This window comes from uncultured Frigoribacterium sp. (genome assembly GCF_963515265.1).
Lineage (GTDB): Bacteria > Actinomycetota > Actinomycetes > Actinomycetales > Microbacteriaceae > Frigoribacterium.
Genome location: NZ_CAUPYL010000060.1, coordinates 1 through 13,070, shown reverse-complemented (window position 1 = coordinate 13,070; position 13,070 = coordinate 1). Strand labels below are relative to the sequence as shown.

Annotated in this window: 14 protein-coding genes and 1 tRNA gene; 6 read left to right on the top strand and 9 right to left on the bottom strand. The window is 72.6% G+C overall.

All coding sequences use genetic code 11. The annotated features are described in order from the left end of the window. Window positions 1-99: 99 nt before the first annotated feature. Both RWM17_RS07230 and RWM17_RS07225 read right to left on the bottom strand, forming a co-directional pair. Window positions 100-1,248 (bottom strand): Gfo/Idh/MocA family protein, encoded by a 1,149-nt coding sequence (locus tag RWM17_RS07230; RefSeq protein WP_123546693.1) that lies wholly within the window; start codon window positions 1,246-1,248, stop codon window positions 100-102. Beyond that, window positions 1,245-1,982, bottom strand: a complete 738-nt coding sequence (locus tag RWM17_RS07225) for a sugar phosphate isomerase/epimerase (protein ID WP_314102331.1) — start codon at window positions 1,980-1,982, stop codon at window positions 1,245-1,247. Before RWM17_RS07225 ends, RWM17_RS07230 begins: the two co-directional genes overlap by 4 nt. A 184-nt stretch (window positions 1,983-2,166) precedes the next feature. Between RWM17_RS07225 and RWM17_RS07220 the strand changes: the two genes are divergently transcribed. Beyond that, window positions 2,167-3,348, top strand: a complete 1,182-nt coding sequence (locus RWM17_RS07220; protein WP_314102330.1) for an ROK family transcriptional regulator — start codon at window positions 2,167-2,169, stop codon at window positions 3,346-3,348. 126 nt (window positions 3,349-3,474) lie between these two features. After that, window positions 3,475-4,188: a YqaJ viral recombinase family protein gene (locus RWM17_RS07215; RefSeq protein WP_314102328.1), complete on the top strand. Its 714-nt coding sequence runs from the start codon at window positions 3,475-3,477 to the stop codon at window positions 4,186-4,188. Here RWM17_RS07215 and RWM17_RS07210 read toward each other — a convergent pair. Continuing rightward, a complete protein-coding gene (locus tag RWM17_RS07210) occupies window positions 4,170-4,868 on the bottom strand; it encodes a Pr6Pr family membrane protein (RefSeq protein WP_314102327.1) in 699 nt (232 codons plus the stop codon). The genes RWM17_RS07215 and RWM17_RS07210 overlap by 19 nt on opposite strands. Before the next feature lie 122 nt (window positions 4,869-4,990). Here RWM17_RS07210 and RWM17_RS07205 point away from each other — a divergent pair, with 122 nt between their 5' ends. Next, window positions 4,991-5,956, top strand: a complete 966-nt coding sequence (locus tag RWM17_RS07205; protein WP_314102325.1) for an NADP-dependent oxidoreductase — start codon at window positions 4,991-4,993, stop codon at window positions 5,954-5,956. A 34-nt stretch (window positions 5,957-5,990) separates the two neighbouring features. On the opposite strand, the gene RWM17_RS07200 is transcribed toward RWM17_RS07205, so the two are convergent. The 6 genes from RWM17_RS07200 to RWM17_RS07175 all read right to left on the bottom strand — a co-directional run bounded on the left by RWM17_RS07200 (window position 5,991) and on the right by RWM17_RS07175 (window position 9,713). Next, on the bottom strand, window positions 5,991-6,551 hold the full coding sequence (locus RWM17_RS07200) for a GNAT family N-acetyltransferase (protein ID WP_314102324.1): 561 nt from the start codon (window positions 6,549-6,551) through the stop codon (window positions 5,991-5,993). Between the two features lie 140 nt (window positions 6,552-6,691). Then, the gene (gene rplA, locus RWM17_RS07195; RefSeq protein ID WP_123546697.1) at window positions 6,692-7,381 is read right to left on the bottom strand and encodes a 50S ribosomal protein L1; all 690 of its coding nucleotides are present in this window, start codon (window positions 7,379-7,381) and stop codon (window positions 6,692-6,694) included. Between the two features lie 100 nt (window positions 7,382-7,481). Continuing rightward, window positions 7,482-7,913 (bottom strand): 50S ribosomal protein L11, encoded by a 432-nt coding sequence (gene rplK / locus RWM17_RS07190; protein ID WP_123546698.1) that lies wholly within the window; start codon window positions 7,911-7,913, stop codon window positions 7,482-7,484. 115 nt (window positions 7,914-8,028) lie between these two features. Then, complete coding sequence (nusG, locus tag RWM17_RS07185) at window positions 8,029-9,147, bottom strand: transcription termination/antitermination protein NusG (RefSeq protein WP_314102320.1); 1,119 nt, start codon at window positions 9,145-9,147, stop codon at window positions 8,029-8,031. A 110-nt stretch (window positions 9,148-9,257) separates the two neighbouring features. Beyond that, on the bottom strand, window positions 9,258-9,539 hold the full coding sequence (gene secE, locus RWM17_RS07180) for a preprotein translocase subunit SecE (RefSeq protein WP_123546700.1): 282 nt from the start codon (window positions 9,537-9,539) through the stop codon (window positions 9,258-9,260). Window positions 9,540-9,640: 101 nt separating this feature from the next. After that, a tRNA-Trp gene (locus RWM17_RS07175) sits at window positions 9,641-9,713 on the bottom strand. A gap of 186 nt (window positions 9,714-9,899) precedes the next feature. On the opposite strand from RWM17_RS07175, the gene RWM17_RS07170 reads away from it, so the two are divergent. The 3 genes from RWM17_RS07170 to RWM17_RS07160 all read left to right on the top strand — a co-directional run bounded on the left by RWM17_RS07170 (window position 9,900) and on the right by RWM17_RS07160 (window position 12,986). After that, window positions 9,900-11,102: a pyridoxal phosphate-dependent aminotransferase gene (locus tag RWM17_RS07170; RefSeq protein WP_314102318.1), complete on the top strand. Its 1,203-nt coding sequence runs from the start codon at window positions 9,900-9,902 to the stop codon at window positions 11,100-11,102. Between the two features lie 139 nt (window positions 11,103-11,241). Further along, complete coding sequence (locus RWM17_RS07165) at window positions 11,242-12,093, top strand: ABC transporter ATP-binding protein (protein ID WP_314102316.1); 852 nt, start codon at window positions 11,242-11,244, stop codon at window positions 12,091-12,093. Between the two features lie 89 nt (window positions 12,094-12,182). Next, complete coding sequence (locus RWM17_RS07160; protein ID WP_314102334.1) at window positions 12,183-12,986, top strand: ABC transporter permease; 804 nt, start codon at window positions 12,183-12,185, stop codon at window positions 12,984-12,986. Window positions 12,987-13,070: the final 84 nt, after the last annotated feature.

Genomic DNA, 13,070 nt, shown 5'->3' with positions numbered 1-13,070 from the left:
GGGGGGGGGGGTGGGGGGGGGGGGGGGGGGGCCCGGGGGGGGGCGCCGGGGCCCGGGGGGGGGCCCGGGCCGGGGCGCGGCCCCGCCCCCGCCGACGGCTCAGCCGAGGGTCGGGACCGACGGGTCCCAGTCCTCGGGCAGCTCGGGCGTGGGCTCGAGCGACGACTCGACGACGACGCCCTCGCCGCGCTCGGCCGACTCGGCCAGCGAGACCATGACGTCGAGCACGTGGAACGCGAGTTCGCCGGGGACGCGCTCGCGACGGCCCTCGCGGATCGCCTGGGCGAGCTCCGCCACGCCGGTGCCGCGGGTGAACGTCGAGCCGGACGCGGGCACGACGGTCGGCTCCTCGCCGCCGGTGTGCACGACGGTGTCGCCCTCGAACTCGTTCGGGTCGGGGAACACGGCCGTGCCCTCGGTGCCCGCGATCTCGACGAACCCGGCACGGGCCAGCTTCGAGTCGAAGCTGAAGACGGCCTGCGCGCTCGCGCCGTTCTCGAACTGCAGCAGGGCGCTGATGTGCGTGGGCACCTCGACGGGGAACTCGGTGCCCGCCTTGGGGCCGGAACCGATGACGCGCGTCTCGCGGGCCTTCGAGGAGGTGGCGGTCACCTTCGCGACCGGGCCGAAGACCTGCACTAGGGTCGTGAGGTAGTACGGGCCGACGTCGAACATCGGGCCGGCGCCGTAGGCGAAGAGGAACTCGGGGCTCGGGTGCCACGACTCGGGGCCGGGCACCTGGAACAGCGTCAGGCCGGTGAGGGGCGTGCCGATGTCGCCGCGACGGACGACGCGGAGCCCGGTCTGGATGCCCGAGCCGAGGAACGTGTCGGGAGCGACGGCGACCCGCACCCCCGCCTCCTTCGCGGCCTGCAGGAGACGGGCGCCGCTCTCGCGGTCGAGGGCGTAGGGCTTCTCGCCCCAGACGTGCTTGCCGGCCGCGACGGCCTTGAGCGCGACCTCGACGTGGGCGGCGGGGATCGTGAGGTTGACGACGATCTCGACGCCGTCGTGGGCGAGCAGCTCGTCGACCGAGCCGCTCCCGGGCACGCCCCACTTCTCGGCCTGCGCGGCGGCGCGGGGCTCGTCGATGTCGGCGACGAAGAGGACCTCGAGGTCGGGGAACTTCGTCAGGTTGCCGAGGTACTGGTCGCTGATCACGCCTGCGCCGATCACGCCGACCCCGACGGGGCCGGTGCGGGCGTCGCGGGCGGCGACGGTGTCGGCGGTCGTGGCGGTGTCGGTCATGCGCGGACTCCCTGCAGGAACTCGTAGCTGTCGGTCAGGGCGGTGAACACGTCGCCGCGGGTGTCGTCGAGCTCGACGACGGCGAGTGCCTGCGGGGCGGCCCGGAGGATGTCGCGGACGGGCATGACGCCCTTGCCGACGGCGACCTGCTCGGAGTCGTCCTTGCTCCCCGGGCCGTCCTTGACGTGCAGGAACTGCACCTGGTCGCCGAGACGGGCCAGCAGCTCGGCCGCGTCGACGCCGCCGACCTCGACCCAGTAGGTGTCGACCTCGAGCACGACGCCGGCCGGCAGGGCCGCGGCGAAGATCTCGAGGGCGGGGGTGCCGTCGATGACGGACTCGAGCTCGAACTCGTGGTTGTGGTAGCCGACCGAGAGGCCGTGGGCCGCTGCGGCGTCGGAGATCGCGACGAACTCGGCGGCGATCGCCTCGACGTCCTCGCGGGTGACCCAGCGAGTCTCGTCGATGTGCGGGTCGATGACGGTGCCGACGCCGAGCCGGACGGCCGCGGCGAAGATCGGCTCGAGGTCCTGGCCGACGAGCTTGGCGTGGGCGCTCGGCGCGGTGAGGCCGGCGGCGGGCAGCGCCTCGGCGTACTCCTCGACGCGCTCGACGAAGCCCCACGGCTCGACCTGCGTGTAGCCGATGTCGGCGAGGCGCTGGAGGGTGCCGGGCAGGTCGGCCGCGATGGCGTCCCTGACCGTGTAGAGCTGGACCGAGATCGGTGATGTCACCAGGGGGACTCCTCTTCGAGTGGGGCGAGTACGGCGCCGCTGCCCCTCGAGGGGAGTCGATCACCGCTGATCGAGACCGACCATAGGACCACTTCTGTCGGAACGCAAGCAAAAGTCGTCGTGGATCGGCGCCCTTGTCTCGGCAGTCGCCTCGCCCTGTGCTTTACTGCTCAGCATGTCCGACATGACGCGGTCGTCCGCGCTCGGCAGCACCGGCGCCAGCGAGCTCTTCCAGCTGCTCCGAGACGGTCGTCCGCGCACCCGGGCCGAGCTCGCCGCCATGACCGGCCTCGCCCGCTCGACCGTGGGGCTGAGGCTCGACGCCCTCGTCGAGCTCGGGCTCGTCGGGCCCTTCGCCGACGCCGTCTCGACGGGCGGTCGCCCGCCCTCCCGCGTCGCCCTCGTGCCGTCGGCCCGGGTCGTGCTCGGGGCCGACTTCGGTGCCGGCCACCTCAACCTCGTGCTCACCGACCTCGTCGGAGAGACGCTCATCGGGCGACGCTCGCTGCTCGACATCGCCGACGGGCCCGAGCGCGTGCTCACGACGATGGTCTCCGAGGCCGACGCCCTGCTCGCCGAGCTGGGGCGCACCCGCCGCGACCTGATCGGGGTCGGCATCGGGCTCCCCGGCCCCGTGCAGTTCAGCACCGGTCGGCCCGTGAACCCGCCGATCATGCCCGGCTGGGACGGCTTCGACGTGCCCGGCTGGGTGCGCGGGCACCTCGACGTGCCGGTCCTCGTCGACAACGACGTCAACATCATGGCCCTCGGCGAGCGGAGCTTCGCCTGGCCCGGCGTCGACCACTTCCTGTTCGTCAAGGTGGCCACCGGCATCGGCTCCGGCATCATCTCGGGCGGTCGGCTGCAGCGCGGCGCCCAGGGCATCGCGGGCGACATCGGCCACGTCCAGGTGCCGCGCGGCGCCGGCATCGCGTGCCACTGCGGCAACGTGGGCTGCCTCGAGGCCGTCGCGTCGGGACCGGCCATCGCGGCCGCCCTGCGCCGCGAGGGCCACGACGTCGCGGGCGGCGCCGAGGTGATCGACCTGGTGCGCGGGGGCGACATCGACGCCATCCAGGCCGTCCGCCAGGCCGGGCGGGACATCGGCGAGGTGCTGACCGCCTGCGTCAACCTCATCAACCCGTCGACGATCGCCATCGGCGGCTCGATGGCCCAGGCCGGGGAGCACCTCATCGCCGGCGTGCGCGAGGTGGTCTACTCGCGCTCGATGCCGCTGGCCACCGAGCACCTCAGCATCGTCCAGTCGCGCTCGGGCCAGCGGGCGGCCGTGATCGGCGCGAGCATGCTCGCGATCCACCACGCCCTCTCCCCCGCGGCCATCGACGAGCTCGCCGCCGCGGTCTGACCCTCGCCGGCCCCCGGCCCCGGCCCCCGGCACCGCGGACCCCGCGGACCCCGCGGACCCCGCGCCGAGGCGACACGAGGAGGCGCCCTGTCGCGACCTGCCCCGGTCACGAGCGACAATGGAGGCATGTCCGTCGTCCAGCCCATGCTCTCGCTCTGGGACGACTACGAGACCCTGGCTGCGCATCCTGCGCCCCCGCGCCGGCCGGCACACGAACTGAGGGTGCTCGCCGACTCGACCGACCGCATCGCCTGGCTGCGTGCCCGCAGCCGCGGCATCACGGCCACCGACGTCGCGCGCCTCTCGAGCCCCCGCGCCGTGCAGGCCGTCGTGCTCGACAAGCTGTACGGCAACGGCTTCGGCGGCAACGCCTACACCGACCACGGACGCGCCCGCGAGCCGGAGATCGCCCGCTGGGTGCTGTCCGAGCACCGCATCGCGCCGAGCTCGAAGCTGTTCCACGCCCACGAGCAGCAGCGCCACCTCGCGACGCCCGACGGCGTGGCGGTGCGCGACGACGGCACCGTCGAGCTCTGCGAGATCAAGACGACGAAGAAGGCCTGGACGAGCATCCCGCGCTCGTACCTTCGGCAGGTGTTCTGGCAGCAGTACGTTCTCGGGGCCGAGCGCACCCTCGTCGTGTGGGAGCAGCACCTCGACTTCGTACCCGTCGACGCCGTGCCCCAGTGCCGCTGGGTCGACCGCGACGACGACGAGATCCACCGCCTCGTGGGCCTCGCCGACACCGTGCTCGACACGCTGGCGCGCCAGGCTCCCGTCGACCCGTTCGCCCCCGGCGTCCGGGCCTACGAGCCGCCGCCCTACGACCCGCTGCGCTGAGCCTCGCGGCGCGCGGCCTCGCTGCGTCGGGCTGCTCCCCCGTGGTCGACCCCGAGCACCCGCACCCGGCTCAGCCCGATGACGGCGGCGCTCAGCGCCGCGATCACGACGGCGATGACCACGCACCAGACCGCGACCCCGCCCGCGCCCAGGCGCTCCACGTCGAGGAACGGGTACGGCACGAACGACTGCCCGCGCAGCAGCACCACGACGAGCCAGACCAGCGGGTAGACCAGGAACACCGGGAGCCGCCGCCACGCGATGCGCCCCCGGTCGCCCACCAGCACCCAGTCGAGCAGCGCGAACAGCGGGATCCACTTGTGCAGGACGTCGTTCGACCACTGCACGTTGAACGAGTTGTCGAGGGCGACGTCCGTCAGCAGCACGTTGTAGACGATGCCGGTCGTGACCATGTAGGTCGCCGCGGCGCCGCGCAGCACGACGCTCCACTCGGGCGCGGCCCGGCGGCGCAGCAGGAACACCGCCCCGACGACGAACGCCACGGCCGCGATCAGGTTCGACTGGATCGTGAAGTAGCCGAAGAAGTTGGCGAACTGGTACACGGGGCTCTCGACGCTGCGCACCCACTGGCCGACGACCGCCGCGACGACGGCCAGGGCCGCGAGCAGGCGGAGCGCGGCGGGCACGATGGCGGGCACGGTGGTCGTCGACGGTCTCATCCCGTCACCGTAGCGAGGTTTCGCCAGACGGTGACACCCGCGAAACACGACCGACTCATCTGCTGTCGACACTGGGGTGACGGGCGCCCCTGTCGGGTGCCGCGGACGGACAGGGGAGCCCGATGACGCACACGACGATGCGTGCCATGGTGATCGAGAAGACGGGCGGACCCGAGGAGCTGATCGCGGCGGACCTGCCGTGGCCCTGCCGTGTCGGCTCGGACGTGCTGGTCAAGGTGCACGCCGCGGGCGTCAACCGCGTCGATGCCGAGGCCCGAGCCGGCCGGGCCGACAGCGGCGGCGTCCGGGCCTGGCCCGCCGTGCTCGGCCACGACTTCAGCGGCGTCGTCGTCGAGGCCCCCTACGCCGCCCACCCGCTCCGCCCCGGCGACGAGGTCTTCGGCATGGCCGCGTTCCCGCACACGAGCGGGACGTACGCCGAGTACATCAGCGTGCCTGCCACCTCCCTCGCCCGGAAGCCCGCGACGCTCTCGCACGTCGAGGCCGCCGGCGTCCCGCTCGCCGCCCTGACCGCCTGGGGCATGGTCGTCGAGGTCGCCAAGGCGCACGAGGGCCAGCGCGTGCTCGTCCAGGCCGGTGCAGGAGGCGTCGGGCACTTCGCCGTGCAGCTCGCGTCGTACTTCGGCGCGCACGTCGTCGCCACCGGGTCGCAGCGCAACAGCGGCTGGCTCCGCGACCTCGGAGCGGACGAGGTCGTCGACTACGGCTCGGCCGAGCTGGCCCGCAGCGTGCGCGACGTCGACGTCGTCATCGGGCTGGTCGACGACGACGACGTCGCCGAGCAGTCGCTGGCCGTGCTCCGCCCGGGCGGCCTCGCGGTGCACGCCCCGCTGCGCTCGTGGCGGGCCTTCGCCGAGAAGGCCGAGGCGAGGGGCATCCGCTCCACGGGGTTCGCCGTCTGCCCCGACGCGTCGACCCTCGCGGTCCTCTCGCGCCTGATCGACTCGGGCGACCTCCGCGTGCACGTCGACGACATCTACGACCTCGCCGACGCGGCCGACGCGCACAGCCGGCTCGAGCAGAGCCACACGCGGGGCAAGCTCGTCCTGCGCGTGGCCGACGAGTGAGGTCGCGGCCTGGGCGTCGGGCCGGGGTCGCGGCCTAGAGCGCACGCACGAGGACGAAGTCGTCGTGCGTCTCGGTGCCCACGGTGAACCTCTTGGTGCCGGCCCGCTCGAAGCCGTGCTTGCCGTAGAAGGCCTGGGCGCGGGCGTTCTGCTGGTTGACGCCCAGCCAGATCGAGGAGGCGCCGGTCGCCGTGGCCGTCGCCAGCGTCGCCTCCATGAGGACCCGCGCCGCGCCCTGCCCGTGGGCGTCGGGTGCCACGTACAACTTGCTCAGCTCGACGGCGGGGCGCGCCTCGACCACGGCGGCCACGTCGGCGTCGACGGGATCGCCCGTGACGAGCATGGCGTACCCGAGCAACGGGGCCCCGAGCAACGGGGCCCCCGGGGCGGCCGCGTCGTCCTCCAGGGCGAGCACGTGCCGCGTCGGGTCGGCCAGGTACTCGTGGAAGCGCTGCTCGCTCAGCACCGTGGTGACGAAGCGCGCCATGTCGGCCAGGGCGGTGCCGGGCGGGCAGGCCAGGGGGAACGTGAGGGCCGCCACGGAGGCGAGGGCCGGGGCGTCGGAGGCGGTGGCGGGGCGGGCGGTGACGGTCACGCCTCCATGGTGCCGCACCCGCGCCTCCTCGTGCTCGCCGTGCCCGTGCGCCGGGGACGACGAAGGCCGCCCCGCTCGAGAGCGGGACGGCCTGTCGTGACGATCAGGTGATCGAGGTGCGCTGCCTGAGCAGCAGCTGCCTAGAAGACGTTGATGTCGAGGGGGATGCCGGGACCGAAGGTCGTCGACAGCGTGCCCTTGGTGATGTAGCGGCCCTTGGAGGAGGACGGCTTCAGACGGACGACCTCGTCGAGGGCGGCGTCGAGGTTGGTGTTCAGCTGCTCTTCCGAGAAGCCGGCCTTGCCGATGACGAAGTGCACGTTGGCGTGCTTGTCGACACGGAACTCGATCTTTCCGCCCTTGATGTCGTTGACGGCCTGCGCGACGTTGGGGGTCACGGTGCCCGTCTTCGGGTTGGGCATGAGGCCGCGGGGTCCGAGGACCTTTCCGAGGCGGCCGACCTTGCCCATGAGCTCGGGCGTCGAGACGGCCGAGTCGAACGACGTGTAGCCGCCGGCGACCTTCTCGATGAGCTCGTCGCCGCCGACCTCGTCCGCACCGGCGGCGATGGCGGCCTCGGCCGCAGCGCCCGTGGCGAAGACGATGACGCGGGCGGTCTTGCCCGTGCCGTGGGGCAGGATGACGGTGCCGCGCACCATCTGGTCCGCCTTGCGGGGGTCGACGCCGAGCTTCAGCGCGACCTCGACGGTGGAGTCGAACTTCTTGGAGCCGGTCTCACGAGCGACGGCGACGGCCTCGCTGGTGCTGTAGAACTTGCCGGCCTCGATCTTCTCGGCGGCGGCGCGGTACGCCTTGGACTTCTGAGCCATGTTGGACCTCTTCGTTACTGGGGACGTGGTAGCGAGCCTGGCCGGCTCTCCCACTGGTGTCTGGTGCGTGCAGGCGGGTCGCCTGCACGAGGGGGTGTGGCTACGCGTCGACCGTGATGCCCATGGAACGGGCGGTGCCGGCGATGATCTTCGCCGCGGCGTCGATGTCGTTGGCGTTCAGGTCGGCCTGCTTGGTGGTGGCGATCTCACGGACCTGGTCCATGGTGAGCTTGCCGACCTTGTCCGTGTGGGGAGTCGACGAGCCCTTGGCGACGCCGGCGGCCTTCTTGATGAGCTCCGCGGCGGGCGGGGTCTTGAGGACGAACGTGAACGAACGGTCCTCGTAGACGGTGATCTCGACGGGGACGACGTTGCCGCGCTGCGACTCGGTCGCGGCGTTGTACGCCTTGCAGAACTCCATGATGTTCACGCCGTGCTGACCCAGGGCCGGGCCGATGGGCGGGGCCGGGTTCGCGGCGCCGGCGTTGATCTGAAGCTTGATCAGACCCGTGACCTTCTTTTTCGGTGCCATTGTTCTTTTCCTTCTCGTGGGGTTCGAGCCGGCCGCGGTCGCGGTCCGCTCTCCCGGTGGTCCGCGGTGCGGACTCCGGTGATCTAGGGGAGCTGTGGGGCTGTCGTCCTGGGGACTAGAGCTTGGTGACCTGGTCGAAGCTGAGCTCGACGGGAGTCTCGCGCTCGAACAGGGAGACCAGCACCGTGAGCTTGCCGCTCTCGGGCTTGATCTCGTTGATCGTACCGGGAAGACCGGCGAACGAGCCCTCCTTGATGGTGATCGTCTCGCCGATCTCGAAGTCGACCTCGGCGGGGATGACCCGCTGGGCCTGCTTGCCGCCCTTGGCCGAGCCCTTGGCGGCGGGGGCCGCCTCCTGCACCTGCACGAGGCTCTTCAGCATCTGGAAGGCCTCCTCGAAGCGGAGGGGCGTCGGGTTGTGGGCGTTGCCCACGAAGCCGGTGACGCCGGGGGTGTGGCGGACGACCGACCAGCTGTCTTCGTTGAGGTCCATGCGGACGAGCACGTAGCCGGGGATCCGCACGCGGGTGACCAGCTTGCGCTGCCCGTTCTTGATCTCGACGACGTCCTCCATGGGGACCTCGACCTGGTAGATGTAGTCCTCCATGGTCAGGGAGACCATGCGGTTCTCGATGTTCTGCTTCACGCGACGCTCGAAGCCGGCGTAGCTGTGGATGACGTACCACTTGCCGGGCTTGCCGCGCAGGTCGTAGCGGAAGGCCTCGTAGGGGTCGACCTCGGCCTCGTCCTCCGCCTCGGCGTCGGTCGTGACCTCGTCGGCCTGCTCGCTGACCACGTCGAGGTCGACGTCGTCCTGGGCGACCTGGGCGTCGGCGTCCTGCACGGACTGCTCGGCCTCGGCGATGACGGCGTTCGCGCCGACGGCGTCGCCCTCGTCCGCGAGCTCTTCCGCCTCGGAGTCGGCCTCGTCGTCGGTCGCCTCGACGGCGGCCTCCGCCTCGGCGGCGTCGTCGATGTCGAGCGCGTCGTCGACGACGGCGTCGGCCTCGGGGTCGCTGGCCTCGGCGAGGGTGTCGAGCAGGCCGTCGAGGTCGTCCGTGTCGGTGGTGCCCTCGTCGCCCTCGTCGACGACGGTGATCGCGGACTCCTCGGCCGAGCCCTGGTCGCCGTCGGAGTCGACGTCCATCAGGTCGCCCTCCTGGGTCTCGGCGACCTCGGAGGACTGCTCGGCGGCGGGGGCGAGATCGATGTCGTCGCGCTCGTTGTCAGGCACTGTGTATCAACTTCCGTTCAGGGGATCGGGCCGCCGTGTCGGCTGGCCGACCACAGAGGATCGTGGGGCACGGCGCGGACCGGGTGGTCCGTCAGCCGGGCGGGCGGGCGTCAGCTGCCGGTGGGGCCGTTGCCGAAGACGTAGCCGACGACGAGGCCGAAGAGCGAGTCGAGACCGGTGACCAGCGCCATCATGATGACGACGAAGACGAGCACGACGCCGGTGTAGCTCAGCAGCTCTTTGCGGGTCGGGGTGACGACCTTCTTGAGCTCGGCGATCACCTGGCGGATGAACAGGGCAATGCGGGCGAAGGGACTGCGACGCGCTGCGCTGTCGGACTTCGCCTTGTCGACGACGTCCTCACTGGGGACGTCGAGGTCTTTTCTCGCCACTGTCGTATCTACCTTCCGAGGGTCGACCCGAGGGCCTGGTCCGTGATCCGGGCCGCCCCGCTGGTCTCTGGTGGACCAGTCGGTGCGACCCGGCCGGGCTGCAGGGCGGACAGGACTCGAACCTGCAACCTGCGGTTTTGGAGACCGCTGCTCTACCAATTGAGCCACCGCCCTATGGGGCCGGAGCCCCCGGGCCGGACTGCGCCTCGTGCTCGCCCTGAGGCGCGCGCCGACTCTGCGGTGTCCGACCGCCTCGACAAGTGTAGGTGAGCGCCCGCGGTGTTGCAAAGCCGGGACGCGCCGACGGGCCCGGCCGGGGCGCCCTGTCGGGGCCGCGGGCCGCCGGATAGGGTGGCCGTCGTGACCCAGCCGACACGCCGCCTCTCGTCCCGCATCGCCTCCATCGCCGAGTCGGCCACCCTCAAGGTGGACGCCAAGGCCAAGTCGCTCCTGGCCGAGGGCCGGCCGATCATCAGCTACGGCCCGGGCGAGCCCGACTTCCCCACGCCCGACCACATCGTCGAGGCGGCGGTCGCGGCGGCGCGCGACCCGCGGAACCACCGCTACTCGGCCGGCGCCGGTCTGCCCGAGCTGCGCGAGGCGATCGCCGAGAAGACCCTCCGCGACAGCGGCACGTCGGTGCGCCCGGCGCAGGTGGTCGTGACCAACGGCGGCAAGCAGGCGGTCTACCAGGCGTTCCAGGCGCTGCTCGACGAAGGCGACGAGGTCCTGCTGCCGGCGCCGTACTGGACCACCTACCCCGAGGCGATCTCGCTCGCCGGCGGCGTCTCGGTCGAGGTCTTCGCCGGCGCCGACCAGGGCTACAAGGTCACCGTCGAGCAGCTCGAGGCCGCCCGCACGCCCCGCACGAAGGTGCTGCTGTTCTGCTCACCGTCCAACCCGACGGGCGCCGTCTACTCCCCCGCCGAGGTCGAGGCCATCGGCCGCTGGGCGCTCGAGACCGGCACCTGGGTGATCAGCGACGAGATCTACCAGAGCCTCGTCTACGACGGCGTGCGCGCCGTCTCGATCACCGAGGCGGTGCCCGAGCTCGCCGACCAGACGATCCTCGTCAACGGCGTCGCCAAGACCTACGCGATGACCGGCTGGCGGGTCGGCTGGATGGTGGGCCCGGCCGACGTCGTCGCCGGCGCCTCGAACCTGCAGTCGCACCTCACGTCGAACGTGTCGAACGTCTCGCAGCGCGCCGCCCTCGCGGCCCTCACCGGCCCGCAGGACGAGGTCGAGTCGATGCGCCGGGCCTTCGACGTCCGCCGCCGCCGCATCGTCGACGAGCTGAACGCCATCGACGGCGTCGTCGCCCCGACCCCGGAGGGCGCGTTCTACGTCTACCCCGACGTCAGCGGCCTGCTGGGCCGCGAGTGGAGCGGGGTCACGCCCACCACCTCCCTCGAGCTCGCCGACCTGGTCCTCGACCAGGCCGACGTCGCGACGGTGCCCGGCGAGGCCTTCGGGCCGAGCGGCTACCTGCGCCTGTCGTACGCCCTCGGCGACGACCAGCTGCTCGAGGGCGTGCAGCGCCTCCAGCGCCTCTTCTCGTAGGAGGCGCGGGCCCGGTCGGCCGGACCGGCTCGCCGGCCGGGCCCGCCGGCAGCGTCAGCCTGCGGCATCCACCGGTCGGGGGATGCAGGTAGCCCGGTCCGGGGTGCCGAGCCCGCGCCTCCTGCCCGAGGCTCGGAGCATGACCCCACAGCCCGTCGTGCGAGTGCGCGACCTCACCAAGACCTACGGGCGCGCCACCGCCCTGCACGGCGTCTCGTTCGACCTCCGGGCCGGCGAGACGCTCGGCCTGCTCGGCCCGAACGGCGCCGGCAAGTCGACGACGATCGAGATCCTCGAGGGGCACCGCGACCGCACCGGCGGCGAGGCCCTCGTGCTCGGCACCGACCCGCGACACGGCGGGCTCGACTGGAAGGCGCGCATCGGCATCGTGCTGCAGACCTCGGCCGAGCAGGGCACCTCGACCGTGCGGGAACAGGTCGCCCACATGGCCGCCCTCTACCCGCGGTCGCGCGACGTCGACGAGGTCGTCGCCGCCGTCGGGCTCGAGGCGCAGGCGGGCACCCGCGTCCGGGCGCTCTCGGGCGGCCAGCGGCGCCGCGTCGACGTCGCTCTCGGCATCGTCGGCGACCCCGAGCTGCTGTTCCTCGACGAGCCGACGACGGGCTTCGACCCGGAGGCGCGGCGTCGGTTCTGGGAGCTGATCCGCTCGCTCTCCGACGACGGCACGAGCATCCTGCTCACCACCCACTACCTCGACGAGGCCGCCCAGCTGAGCGACCGGGTCGCGGTCATCACGGAGGGTCGCGTCGTCGCCGAGGGACGCCCCGACGAGATCGGCAGCGCCGCCGCCCGGACCCCGCTGGTGCGGTGGTCGGACGCGCGAGGCCGTCACGAGGAGCGGACGGCCGACCCGGGCGGACTCGTCGCGCGCCTGCACGGCGCGGGAGCCGAGCTGCGCGACCTCGAGGTCGTGCGCCCGTCGCTCGAGGACGTCTACCTCGAGCTCGTCGCCGAGGCGGCGTCGTCGTGACCGCCGCCTCGCGGACCGCGACCACGACGCGCTCGTCCCGTGGTCCCTCGGACCGGACCGGCGCCTCCTCGACGGCCGGCCTCCGCCGCGTGCTCGCCCTGGCCGGTGTGCAGGTGCGCCACGAGGTGCGGACCTACTTCCGCGCCGGCGACACGGTGTTCTTCACGTTCCTCTTCCCCGTCGTCATGCTCGCGATCTTCTCGACGGCCTTCAGCGCGTCGGGCTCGTACGGGGTGCGACCGGACGGCTCGGCCGTCGACGCCGCCGCGTACTACTTGCCGGGGATGATAGCCGCGGGCGTGCTGCTCTCGGGCGTCCAGGCCCTCGGCATCGACATCGCCGTCGAGCGCTCGGACGGCACCCTGAAGCGACTGGCGGGCACCCCGCTGCCCGTCGCCTCCTGGTTCCTCGGTAAGCTGGGGCAGGTGGTCGTGACGAACCTGCTGCAGGTGGCGCTCCTCCTCGCCGTGGCCCGGGTGCTGTTCGGGGTGCCGCTGCCGACCGAGGCGTCGTCGTGGGCGACGTTCGGCTGGGTGTGGCTGCTCGGCCTCGCCGGCTCGGCGCTGATCGGGATCGGCCTGTCCCGGGTCCCTCGCACCGGGCGCAGCGCCTCCGCCGTCATCGTGCCGATCACGCTCGTGCTGCAGTTCGTGTCCGGCGTCTACCTGCCGTTCGCGCAGCTGCCGACGTGGCTGCAGCAGGTCGCCTCGGCGTTCCCGCTGAAGTGGCTCGCCCAGGGCATGCGGAGCGTGTTCCTGCCCGAGTCGTCCGCGGCGGCCGAGGTCGGCGGCACCTGGGACCTGGCGGGCGTGGCCCTCTGGCTGGCCGTCTGGCTCGTGGCCGGTGCGGTCGCGGCCCGGCTGACGTTCCGCTGGGGCAGGAAGGACGCCTGACCGCGAGCGCGCGGGACGGTACGGTGACGGACATGACCGCCACGGCAGCTGAGGGCGCCCGCACCGCGAGCCGCGGCGCGGGCG

What these genes read in the sequence shown, in the direction of transcription:
- RWM17_RS07210 (WP_314102327.1), bottom strand. Translation starts at nt 4,868, where the DNA reads ATGAGACCGTCGACGACCACCGTGCCCGCCATCGTGCCCGCCGCGCTC.
- rplK (WP_123546698.1), bottom strand. Translation starts at nt 7,913, where the DNA reads ATGGCACCGAAAAAGAAGGTCACGGGTCTGATCAAGCTTCAGATCAAC.
- RWM17_RS07205 (WP_314102325.1), top strand. Translation starts at nt 4,991, where the DNA reads ATGACGCACACGACGATGCGTGCCATGGTGATCGAGAAGACGGGCGGA.
- RWM17_RS07230 (WP_123546693.1), bottom strand. Translation starts at nt 1,248, where the DNA reads ATGACCGACACCGCCACGACCGCCGACACCGTCGCCGCCCGCGACGCC.
- rplA (WP_123546697.1), bottom strand. Translation starts at nt 7,381, where the DNA reads ATGGCTCAGAAGTCCAAGGCGTACCGCGCCGCCGCCGAGAAGATCGAG.
- RWM17_RS07220 (WP_314102330.1), top strand. Translation starts at nt 2,167, where the DNA reads ATGACGCGGTCGTCCGCGCTCGGCAGCACCGGCGCCAGCGAGCTCTTC.
- RWM17_RS07165 (WP_314102316.1), top strand. Translation starts at nt 11,242, where the DNA reads ATGACCCCACAGCCCGTCGTGCGAGTGCGCGACCTCACCAAGACCTAC.
- RWM17_RS07215 (WP_314102328.1), top strand. Translation starts at nt 3,475, where the DNA reads ATGTCCGTCGTCCAGCCCATGCTCTCGCTCTGGGACGACTACGAGACC.